This is a genomic window from Streptomyces sp. P5F9, assembly GCF_057961495.1.
Genome location: NZ_JBXVPZ010000332.1, coordinates 1 through 10,813 on the forward strand (window position 1 = coordinate 1; position 10,813 = coordinate 10,813).

The following is a 10,813-nucleotide window of genomic DNA, read 5'->3' on the forward strand; positions in this document are numbered from 1 at the left end:
CCAACGCGCTCAGCCCGCGCGCGTGATCGACCCGCGGCTCCCGCGCCAACCCGGAGTCGACGACCACCCGTACACCGGGAATCGTCAGCGAGGACTCCGCCACGGACGTCGCGAGCACCACCCGCCGCCGCGCCCCCGGGGACAGCACCGCGTCCTGCACGGCGGCCGGCGCCCGCCCGTGCACCTGGAGCACCTCGGCCCCGCCGAGGTCGCCCAACTGCCCGGCCACGCGTGCGATCTCCCCGACACCGGGCAGAAAACACAGCACGTCCCCGTCCCGCTCGCCCATCGCCCGCCGTACCGTCGACGCCACATGCGTCAGCAGCGCCGGATCCACGCGCATGCCGTGCGGCGGCCGTACGGGACGTAGTGGAGGCGTCCAGACGACCTCCACCGGGTACGCGACACCCTCCGCCTCGACCACCGGCGCGTCGCCCAGCAGCCGGGCCCAGCCCTGCGCGTCGGTGGTCGCGGACGCCGCGACCAGCCGCAACTCGGGCCGCAGGGCCTCCCGTACGTCGATCAGGAAAGCGGCCACCGTGTCCGCGTCCAGGTGCCGCTCATGGCACTCGTCCAGGATCACGGCATCGACGCCCGCCAACTCCTGGTCGCGTTGCAGCCGTTGGAGCAGCACGCCGGTCGTGACGACCTCCACACGTGCGTGCCGTCCGACGACCCGCTCGCCGCGCACGGTGTAGCCGACGCTCTCGCCGACCTTCTCGCCCAGCAGCCACGCCATGCGCCGGGCCGCCGCCCGCGCCGCGATCCGCCGCGGCTCGGCGACGACCACCCGCCGCGCGGGCCCCTCACCGAGCAGCCCGGCCAGCGCGAGCGGCGCCAGCGTCGTCTTGCCGGTGCCGGGCGGCGCGACGAGCACGGCGGCACCGCCCGCCTCCAGGGCCGCGTCAAGTCCGGGCAGGGCACTGCGGACGGGCAGCGCGTCGAGGGCGTCGTAGCGGATCACGACCCCAGTGTCGTACGCCGTGCGAAACGACCTCTACGCGCGCGTGCCCGCGTTCCGTCAGCCCCTCAGCGGTTCTAGCCAGTCCCTCAGTGGTTCTACCGGTCGCGTTCGCACACGAAGATCGTCGTCCCGGGGATCAGGTTGCCGCGCAGGGGCGACCAGCCGCCCCACTCGGCGGTGTTCCAGGACGGCCACTCCGGCTCGACGAGGTCCACCAGGCGCAGGTCCGCGGCCACGATGTCCCGGACGCGGTCGCCGAGGGTGCGGTGGTGTTCCACGTAGACAGCGCTGCCGTCGTCGGCCTGCTCGACGTACGGCGTGCGGTCGAAGTAGGAGGCGGAGACCGTCAGTCCCTCGGGGCCCGGCTCGTCGGGGAACGCCCAGCGGATCGGGTGCGTGGTCGAGAAGACGAAGCGGCCGCCGGGCCGCAGCACCCGGCGCACCTCGCGCAGCACCAGCACCGGGTCGGCGACGAACGGCAGCGCCCCGTACGCCGAGCAGGCCAGGTCGAAGGACTCGTCCGCGAAGGGCAGCGCGCCCGCGTCGGCGCACACCAGAGGGAACGATCCGCCGATCCGCAGCGCGTGCTGGAGCTGGCGGTGGGAGAGGTCCAGGGCGACCGGGCGGGCACCCTGGGCGGTCAGCCAGCGCGAGCACTGGGCCGCGCCGGCGCCGATCTCCAGGACGTCCTTGCCCTTCAGCTCCTCGGGCGGGCCGAGCAGTTCGGCCTCCACCTCGTCGAGGCCCTCGGGACCCCACACGAAGCGGTCGTCACCGAGAAAGGTGCCGTGTTCGACCTGGTAGTCGTCCGCGTTCCGGTCCCACCAGCCCCGGTTGGCCCGGGAACTCTCGGTGACGTTGGCATCACGTCGGGTGGCTTCCGGCTCGAACGCATCGGGCTCTTGGATGATCGGCTCCCTCGTCGTACTCTTCCGTCACCTCTACGGTGCGGCTGTCCCCGGCGGCGTCACTGAAGGGGTGGTTCAGGCCTGCGTGGCCTCGCGGGACACGTTTTGTGCCGGGTATGCGGCGATCCGCCCCGGGTGTGCGCCTTCGCGCATTGACCCTGCCTGGCTGCCCCCGTATGCTACAAGTTGCGCTGCGGGCCTGCGCACCTCAGACGTAGCAGGTTGCGCTCGCATCTGTATGTATGACCCCTCGGTTTTCGAGGCGCCACCGGACACCTGGTGTTCCGGATCGGCGCTTCCTTGGCTGTCCGGCCTTCTGCAGAGCGAAGCGAAAAAGGCTCTCGGCGTGAGCAGTACCTACGACTTCAATGTCCGTACCGGAGCCCTTTCCCACATGACGAGCAGCACCGAGACCACCGCCACCACCCCGCAGGTAGCGGTCAACGACATCGGTAACGAGGAAGCCTTCCTCGCCGCGATCGACGAGACGATCAAGTACTTCAACGACGGCGACATCGTCGACGGCGTCATCGTGAAGGTCGACCGGGACGAGGTCCTGCTCGACATCGGTTACAAGACCGAAGGTGTCATCCCGAGCCGCGAGCTCTCGATCAAGCACGACGTCGACCCGAACGAGGTCGTCAAGGTCGGCGACGAGATCGAAGCCCTTGTTCTCCAGAAGGAGGACAAGGAAGGCCGCCTGATCCTCTCGAAGAAGCGCGCCCAGTACGAGCGCGCCTGGGGCACCATCGAGAAGATCAAGGAAGAGGACGGCATCGTCACCGGTACCGTCATCGAGGTCGTCAAGGGTGGACTCATCCTCGACATCGGCCTCCGTGGCTTCCTGCCGGCTTCTCTCGTCGAGATGCGCCGTGTCCGCGACCTCCAGCCCTACGTGGGCAAGGAGCTCGAAGCCAAGATCATCGAGCTGGACAAGAACCGCAACAACGTGGTCCTGTCCCGCCGTGCCTGGCTGGAGCAGACCCAGTCCGAGGTCCGCCAGACGTTCCTCACGACCCTCCAGAAGGGTCAGGTCCGCTCCGGCGTGGTTTCCTCGATCGTCAACTTCGGTGCCTTCGTGGACCTGGGTGGCGTCGACGGTCTGGTCCACGTCTCCGAGCTGTCCTGGAAGCACATCGACCACCCCTCCGAGGTTGTCGAGGTCGGCCAGGAAGTCACCGTCGAGGTCCTCGACGTCGACATGGACCGCGAGCGCGTCTCCCTGTCGCTGAAGGCGACCCAGGAAGACCCGTGGCAGCAGTTCGCCCGCACCCACCAGATCGGCCAGGTCGTGCCCGGCAAGGTCACGAAGCTGGTTCCGTTCGGTGCGTTCGTCCGCGTGGACGAGGGCATCGAGGGTCTGGTGCACATCTCCGAGCTGGCCGAGCGCCACGTGGAGATCCCGGAGCAGGTCGTCCAGGTCAACGACGAGATCTTCGTCAAGGTCATCGACATCGACCTTGAGCGTCGCCGGATCTCGCTGTCCCTGAAGCAGGCCAACGAGTCCTTCGGTGCCGACCCGGCCTCGGTCGAGTTCGACCCGACGCTCTACGGCATGGCCGCGTCCTACGACGACCAGGGCAACTACATCTACCCCGAGGGCTTCGACCCCGAGACCAATGACTGGCTTGAGGGCTACGAGACCCAGCGGGAGGCGTGGGAGCACCAGTACGCCGAGGCGCAGCAGCGGTTCGAGCAGCACCAGGCGCAGGTCATCAAGTCCCGCGAGGCCGACGCCCAGGCGGCGGCCGAGGGTGTCGACACCCCGGGTGCGGCTCCGGCCGCGGCCGGTGGCGGCGGCGGTTCGTACTCCTCCGAGGGTGCGGACACGTCTGGTGCCCTGGCTTCGGACGAGGCGCTTGCCGCGCTGCGCGAGAAGCTGGCGGGTGGGCAGAGCTGAACGCCCACTGAGCAGTAGCTCTTGATTGAGGGGCCGTACCTTTCGGGGTGCGGCCCCTCGGTCGTGTGTTTCGGCTGCGGGTCGGTGGGGGCTGAGCGCGCAGTTCCCCGCGCCCCTCAAGGGGCGCTTTTCATCGGCCTTGTAGAAACGTGCGGGATACATCCGTAACTGCCGGGCCGTAACCGGCTGTTGGGACCCTGCCTCGGTCATTCATGATCGGAGAAGGGGAGCCGGACAATGGCAAGGAACCAGAGTCGACGTGCTTTTCTGCGGAACGTGGGCCTCACCGGTGGCGCGGGCACGATGTTCGCCACCATGGGGGCCCTCGGGCTCGCCCCCACCGCGCAGGCCGCCCAGCGGGATCAGCCCTTCCGCGCCCTGAGCGCCGGGGACTTCCACCTCACCGGACGCGGTGCGGCGAAGGTCGTCATCGTCGGCGGTGGCATCGCCGGGCTGACCACGGCGTACGAACTGGGCAAGGCCGGCTACGACTGTATGATCCTGGAGGCCAGGGACCGTACCGGCGGCCGTAACTTCACCGTCCGGGGCGGGGATACGACGACCGACCTGTACGGCAACCGGCAGACCGCCCGTTTCGCCGACGGTCACTACATGAACTGCGGTCCCGCGCGGATCCCGCAGTGGATGGTCACCCTCGACTACTGCCGTGAACTCGGCGTCCCCATCGAGGTGTTCACCAACGTCAACGCGGACGCGTACATCTACAACGAGTCCACCGGCATGACCAAGCCCGAGCGCTACCGCACCGCCAAGGCCGATGTCTACGGCTATGTCTCGGAGTTGCTCGCCAAGGCCACCGACAAGGGCGCCCTGGACAAGGAGCTGACCGCCACCGACCAGGAGAGGCTCGTCGAGTTCCTGAAGGACTGGGGCGAGCTGGGCGACACGCTGAAGTACACGGGCGGTGAAAGGCGCGGGTACACGACCGTACCGGCCGCCGCGGGCACCCCGGGGGTACTGCTCGGCGATGTCCCGAGCGCCTCCGAGGTCCTCGCCAGCGGTGTCGGACGCTACTTCTCCTTCGAATTCGGCTTCGACCAGGCCATGTTGATGTTCCAGCCGGTCGGGGGCATGGACCAGATACCGAAGGCCCTCACCCGGGCGATCGGCGCACATCGCATCCGTACCGGGGCGGTCGTCTCGAAAATCACCGACAAGGGGAGTGGCGTTTCCGTCACCTACACCCAGGGCGGCCGGACGAAGGTGGTCGAGGCCGACTACTGCGTCGGCGCCCTGCCGCCCAACATCCTGGCCAAGATCCCGCACAACCTCGGCACCGGTGTCCAGACCGCGCTGGAGGCGATCACCCCGTCGTCCGCCGCGAAGATCGGCCTGGAGTACAAGTCCCGTTGGTGGGAGCTCGATCACCGGATCTACGGCGGTATAACCGAGACCGACCAGGACGTCACCCACATCTGGCACCCTTCGTACGGCTTCCACGGTGAGCGGGGCGTCCTGATCGGGTACTACAACTACGACGACGACGCGGACTCCTACGCGAAGCTCACCCCCAAGGGGCGGGAAGAGCGGGCGGTGGCCGCGGGCGTGAAGATCTACGGGGAGAAGTACCGCAGCGAACTGGCATCGTCCTTCTCCCACCACTGGCGTCAGACGCCCCACCTGGAGGCCGCGTGGCACGACACCCCCGGTGGCCCCGACGACGTCCGCTACAAGCCGCTCAACGACCCCACCGGACGCGTCTACTTCGCCGGCGACTGGCTCACCTACACCGACGCTTGGCAGCACGGCGCGTTCTCCTCCGCCCGCAAGGCCGTGACCGCACTCCACGCGCGCGTGCTGTCCTCGTGACGTGGACACTCTCCCGGTGACACAGGGGAGCGGCGCATGAAAAGCCCGTAAGAGGTGCCTGATCAGGGGCATGGGCGGGAATGCCCATGCCCTGGAGGGCGTTGTGCAGTACGAACACGAGGAGGAGCGGTCACTGTGCTTGATCCGCAGGGTTTGTACGCATGGGAGCCGAAGGGCCTGGCAGTCGTCGACATGGCGCTCGCACAGGAGTCGGCCGGTCTTGTCATGCTCTACCACTTCGACGGATACATCGACGCGGGCGAAACAGGCGACCAGATCGTCGAACGTCTGCTCGATACATTGCCCCACCAGCTCGTGGCCACCTTCGACCACGACCGGCTCGTCGACTACCGAGCCCGCCGCCCGCTGCTCACCTTCAAGCGGGACCGGTGGACCGACTACGAGGAGCCCACCCTTGACGTACGGCTGGTCCAGGACGCCACCGGAGCCCCCTTCCTGCTGCTCTCCGGCCCTGAGCCGGACGTGGAGTGGGAGCGCTTCGCAGCAGCCGTCCAGCAGCTCGTGGAGCGGCTCGGCGTCCGCCTGTCCGTGAACTTCCACGGCATCCCCATGGGCGTCCCGCACACCCGGCCCGTGGGCGTCACCCCGCACGGCAACCGCAACGACCTCGTCCCCGGGCACCGCAGCCCCTTCGACGAGGCGCAGGTCCCCGGCAGCGCCGAGGCGCTCGTCGAATACCGCCTCATGGAGGCCGGTCACGACGTCCTGGGCGTCGCCGCGCACGTCCCGCACTACATCGCCCGCTCCCCGTACCCGGACGCGGCCCTGACCGTCCTGGAGGCCATCACGGCGGGCACCGGACTGGTCCTCCCGGGCATCGCGCACTCCCTGCGCACCGAGGCCCACCGCACCCAGACCGAGATCGACCGTCAGATCCAGGAGGGCGACGAGGAACTCGTCGCACTCGTCCAGGGCCTGGAGCACCAGTACGACGCCGCCGCGGGCGCCGAGAGCCGCGGCAACATGCTCGCCGAGCCGGTCGACATCCCGTCCGCGGACGAGATCGGCCAGGAGTTCGAGCGCTTCCTGGCGGAGCGCGAGGGCGACAACTAGGGCGAGGACGGCAACGGAGCGGTTGCCGACGGTCACCGCGTGCCCTGTCAGTGACAGGCCGTAGGCTTCGGTTCATGCTGAAGGTCGGCCTCACCGGGGGCATCGGTGCCGGTAAGAGTGAAGTGTCGCGGCTGCTCGTGGGATACGGCGCCGTGCTGATCGACGCCGACCGCATCGCGCGCGAGGTCGTCGCGCCCGGAACTCCCGGGCTCGCGGCGGTCGTCGAGGCCTTCGGGGAGGACGTGCTCGGCGAGGACGGCGCCCTGGACCGGCCGAAGCTCGGCTCCATCGTCTTCGCCGACCCCGAGAAGCTGGCCGTCCTCAACGAGATCGTGCACCCTCTCGTCGGCAGGCGCTCCCGCGAGCTCGAAACGGCCGCGGCCGACGACTCCGTAGTGATCCACGACGTCCCCCTCCTCGCCGAGAACGCCCTCGCCGCGCTGTACGACCTGGTGATCGTCGTCGACGCGAGCCCCGAGACCCAGCTCGACCGGCTGGTTCGGCTGCGGGGCATGACCGAGGACGACGCACGGGCGCGTATGGCCGCCCAGGCGACGCGCGAGAAGCGGCTCGCCATCGCGGACATCGTCATCGACAACGACGTACCCCTGGAGGCGCTGGAGCGGCGCGTACGGGACGTATGGGCCGAACTCGTGCGCAGGGCGCACGCGCCCCAGCAGCCCCCTCAGGAATAGCGGCCCTTTCTCCGGGCGTTGAAACGTCCGAGTAAGGGAAGGACTTTGCCGTGCCCGAGAACAGCGGAACGACCGGACGTACTCCGGAGACGCATGTCATCGACTTCCGCGCCGCCGAGCAGTTGCTCGACGCGCGGGACCCGCGGGGCGCGGTGAAGCTGCTCGACCGCGTCATCGACGCGCACCCGGAGAACACCGCCGCGCGCCTGCTGCGCGCGCGTGCCTTCTTCGCGGCCGCGCAACTGCGCCCAGCCGAGCTGGAGTTCACCATCGTCCTGGAGCGCGAGCCGGACAACGCCTTCGCGCACTTCGCGCTCGCCCGCACCTACGAGCGACAGGGCCGCGCCGACCAGGCCAAACGCCACTTCAGGCTGGCCGCCGCGCTCGACCCGAAACCGCAGTACCTGAAGGCGGCCCGCTTCGACGGGTAGGCGTGCACTTGTAGATGCATACCTGTAGGCGTGCGCTTGTGAGGGCACGCCTGCGGGGACACGCTTTCGCCGGTCAGGGGTGGCGGTGCTCCGGTGGGCGGTACGGCGGGATGTCCGGGCCCGGCTGGTAGTGCGGGCCCTGGCGTATGTGTCTGAGGATCATGGTCATGTCGATCGTGACGATCAGCCACAGCACCGCGCAGGCCGCCGCCCACCCGGGGCGGCCGGCGATCGCGAACGCGACCGTGCCGAAGATCGTCCAGACCAGTCCCCACACGCTCAGCCAGAACCGCGTCCGCAGCGGACTGCGCGCGGTCGTCGGCTCACTGCCTGTACGCATCAGGATCACTACTCCTCCTTTCAACGTACTCTTCGGCTCGGACGTTCTCCACAAGGCTCCACAGGGCTCCACAGGGAGGGGAAGCGCATCGTGCTGCCGGACGCCGACGAACTGCCCGAGGTCCTGCTCGACCTCGCCGTACCCCATGAGGACATCAACGAACTGGTGCGACTGCACCGGGTGTTGACGCGGGACACCGACGCGGTGCGACTCCTGGAGGAGTGCGTCGGCGAACTGGTCAAGGACATCGGGGAGCACGGCCACTGGACCCGGCTCACCGAGCTGCTCCTGGCCCGGCTGCCCGAGGCCCCGCCCGAGATCGGCGCCTACTTCTCCGTGTACGTGTTCGTCGCCGCGCTGCCCTCCACGCGCGCGTACCACCGCGAACGCGACATCCCCGCCGATGTCTCCCGGCGCACCCTCGCCGACCTGGGACGCAACATCGCGGTGCACCACAGACGGTTCGGTGGGGCGGGGCTGCCGTTCCCGCAGTGGCTCGTCCCGCACTTCCGCGGCGAGCTGTACCAGCTCGGGCGGCTGCAGTTCGAGCGGGCGCGGCTCGGCGAGCGCAGCGCGCAGGCGCTCACGGAGGCCGGGCTGGACGCGGTGCAGGGGGCGCCCTGCCTGAACCTGCACATCCCCGACTTCTCCGGGCCGCTCACCCCGGCCGCGTGCGAGCGTTCGCTGGAACTGGCCCGCGCGTTCTTCGCCCGGCACTTCCCCAAGGAGCGCCATGAGGTCGCGACCTGCCATTCCTGGCTGCTCGACCCGCAGTTGAAGCGGTACCTCTCCGCCGACTCCAACATCGTCCGCTTCCAGGAACGGTTCCGAGTGATCCGCGAGGACACGGAGCCGGCCGACACCGAGCCCGTCCAGTTCGTCTTCGGGCATCCCGATCTGCCGGTGGAGAGCCTGCCAAGGGGAACGTCCGTGGAGCGGGCCGTCGGGGACCATCTGCGGGAGGGCGGGCACTGGTACATCGGCCACGGGTGGTTTCCGCTCTGATCCCGGCTCGGCTCCGACCTCCAACAGCTGCCAACAGTTGCCTGCCTGAAGGGAATTGACTCGTACGGGTGAACCAGTGCGAGTCGGGAACGGACGTGCGGACGCGGACCGTTGGACGGGCATGCCAATCGAAATGCGTGCGGGGTACGAGGGGACAGGACCCGGAGCGATCACTCCGGACGGCTGCGCGGTGGAGCTGTACTCACGGCTGTCGATCGGCCAGGAGCCGGACATCATCGCCGCGGCCGTGCCGGCGGGTGCGCGCATCCTAGAGCTGGGCAGCGGGGTGGGACGGATGACCCACCCCCTCCTGGAGCGCGGGTTCACGGTCACGGCGGTCGACGAGTCCGCCGAGATGCTGGAGCGGGTCAAGGGCGCGCGCACGATATGCAGCCCGATCGAGAACCTCGATCTGGGCGAGACCTTCGACGTGGTGATGCTCGCGTCGTTCCTGGTGCACGCCGGGGAAATCGAGGTGCGGCGCGGACTGCTGCGGACCTGCGTACGGCATGTCGCGCCGGGCGGCTGCGTGCTGATCCAGCGGGAGGGCGAGGACTACCACACGAACCTGCCGCGCGAGCGGATCGACCCCAGTGGCTTCACCGTGCGGATGGTGTCGGCGGAGCCGGTCGGGGACGGGGTCGACTCGGTACGTGCGGAGTATGTGTTCCCGGATGCGGTCTGGACCCAGACGTTCCTCTCCCGGCCGTTGACGACGGACCAGTTCGAGGAGGCGCTGGCGGAGGCGGGACTGAAGGTGGACAGCTATCTGACACCGGACCGGATATGGGTGAGGGCGGTGGCGGCGGCGACAGAGGGAGACGAAGAGGCAGCGGCGACGGCGGCGGCAGCGGATTAGCGGAGGAAATCGCGTGCGGCGGCGATGAGTTCGAGGACGAGGGCCGGTCTACCCCTGTGACAGCAACACGGACCGCTTTCCGGCGCTCCCACCGCTTCCCACAGGAGAACCTCATGTCCGAGACCACCGCTCCCGTAGCCTCCGCCGCTTCCGCCGACTCCCTGGCCCCCGCGTCCGCGACCACCCGCGGTCGCCGTGCCCGCATCGCGCTGCGTGCCCTCCAGGTGCTGCTCGCCCTGTTCTACGGCGTCGCGAGCGCGCTGCCCAAGCTGATCGCGAACTCGTATGCCGTGGAGTCCTTCGACAAGATCGGCTGGGGCAGCGGGGCCATGTACACGATCGGCGCGCTCGAACTGGCCGGTGCCGTCGGGCTGTTGGTCCCGCTGCTGCAGTCGGTGGCGGCGACGGCGCTCAGCGCGCTGATGGTGGGTGCGTTCGTCGTGCAGATGACCGTGTTCCACGGCGAGAACGCTGCGACACCGCTCATCCTGATCATCCCGCTGGCCCTGATCGCCTGGGCACGGCGGGGGCAGAACGCGGAATTGCTGCGAGTGGTACGACGACGGGCGTGATCCGTGCGATACGGCTGACGGCGACGGCTGTGCCTATGGCTGTCGCTGAGCACGGGATGACGGTGGCGTCCGGTGGGCCGAGGGGCCCGGGCCGGATGTCACCGTTGCGTGTCGCGGTCCCGGGGGATATCGGGAGCGGGGGTGGCGGAGCTGGGACCAGCTGTCATCGTTGCGGGTCGCGACGGGCACCGCGGCGTGGTTCGCGGCGGGTGTCCCGGTCCCGGCGAGTATCGGG

General features: G+C 69.2%; 11 protein-coding genes. 8 read left to right on the forward strand and 3 right to left on the reverse strand.

All coding sequences use genetic code 11. The features are described 5' to 3' along the window. Together AC31A1_RS36655 and AC31A1_RS36660 are read right to left on the reverse strand one after the other, a co-directional pair. Positions 1–964, reverse strand: a 964-nt coding sequence (locus tag AC31A1_RS36655) for a DEAD/DEAH box helicase (protein ID WP_489657446.1), incomplete at its 3' end; no start/stop codon positions are given. 95 nt (positions 965–1,059) lie between these two features. Next, positions 1,060–1,875: a class I SAM-dependent methyltransferase gene (locus AC31A1_RS36660; protein ID WP_489657453.1), complete on the reverse strand. Its 816-nt coding sequence runs from the start codon at positions 1,873–1,875 to the stop codon at positions 1,060–1,062. Positions 1,876–2,266: 391 nt separating this feature from the next. On the opposite strand from AC31A1_RS36660, the gene rpsA reads away from it, so the two are divergent. From rpsA to AC31A1_RS36685, 5 genes are all read left to right on the forward strand, one after another. After that, positions 2,267–3,772, forward strand: a complete 1,506-nt coding sequence (gene rpsA, locus AC31A1_RS36665; RefSeq protein ID WP_200690747.1) for a 30S ribosomal protein S1 — start codon at positions 2,267–2,269, stop codon at positions 3,770–3,772. Positions 3,773–4,075: 303 nt separating this feature from the next. Continuing rightward, positions 4,076–5,602 carry a flavin monoamine oxidase family protein gene (locus AC31A1_RS36670; protein WP_489657454.1) on the forward strand — a complete coding sequence of 509 codons (1,527 nt, stop codon included), beginning with the start codon at positions 4,076–4,078 and terminating at the stop codon, positions 5,600–5,602. 135 nt (positions 5,603–5,737) lie between these two features. Beyond that, positions 5,738–6,676, forward strand: a complete 939-nt coding sequence (locus AC31A1_RS36675) for a PAC2 family protein (RefSeq protein WP_489657447.1) — start codon at positions 5,738–5,740, stop codon at positions 6,674–6,676. A gap of 74 nt (positions 6,677–6,750) precedes the next feature. Then, on the forward strand, positions 6,751–7,371 hold the full coding sequence (gene coaE / locus AC31A1_RS36680) for a dephospho-CoA kinase (RefSeq protein ID WP_489657448.1): 621 nt from the start codon (positions 6,751–6,753) through the stop codon (positions 7,369–7,371). 50 nt (positions 7,372–7,421) lie between these two features. Next, complete coding sequence (locus AC31A1_RS36685; RefSeq protein ID WP_365307622.1) at positions 7,422–7,802, forward strand: tetratricopeptide repeat protein; 381 nt, start codon at positions 7,422–7,424, stop codon at positions 7,800–7,802. A gap of 73 nt (positions 7,803–7,875) precedes the next feature. Here the strand turns inward: AC31A1_RS36685 and AC31A1_RS36690 are convergent, their stop codons facing one another. Beyond that, a complete protein-coding gene (locus AC31A1_RS36690) occupies positions 7,876–8,142 on the reverse strand; it encodes a DUF6343 family protein (RefSeq protein ID WP_489657449.1) in 267 nt (88 codons plus the stop codon). Between the two features lie 90 nt (positions 8,143–8,232). Here AC31A1_RS36690 and AC31A1_RS36695 point away from each other — a divergent pair, with 90 nt between their 5' ends. The 3 genes from AC31A1_RS36695 (at position 8,233) to AC31A1_RS36705 (ending at position 10,578) form a co-directional block, all read left to right on the forward strand. Further along, on the forward strand, positions 8,233–9,147 hold the full coding sequence (locus AC31A1_RS36695) for an acyltransferase domain-containing protein (RefSeq protein WP_489657450.1): 915 nt from the start codon (positions 8,233–8,235) through the stop codon (positions 9,145–9,147). A gap of 121 nt (positions 9,148–9,268) precedes the next feature. Continuing rightward, entirely contained in the window at positions 9,269–10,006 is a 738-nt protein-coding gene (locus tag AC31A1_RS36700; RefSeq protein ID WP_489657451.1) for a class I SAM-dependent methyltransferase, read from the forward strand. A gap of 113 nt (positions 10,007–10,119) precedes the next feature. Further along, positions 10,120–10,578, forward strand: coding sequence for a DoxX family protein (locus tag AC31A1_RS36705; protein ID WP_489657452.1), 459 nt, complete (start codon positions 10,120–10,122; stop codon positions 10,576–10,578). Positions 10,579–10,813 lie beyond the last annotated feature (235 nt).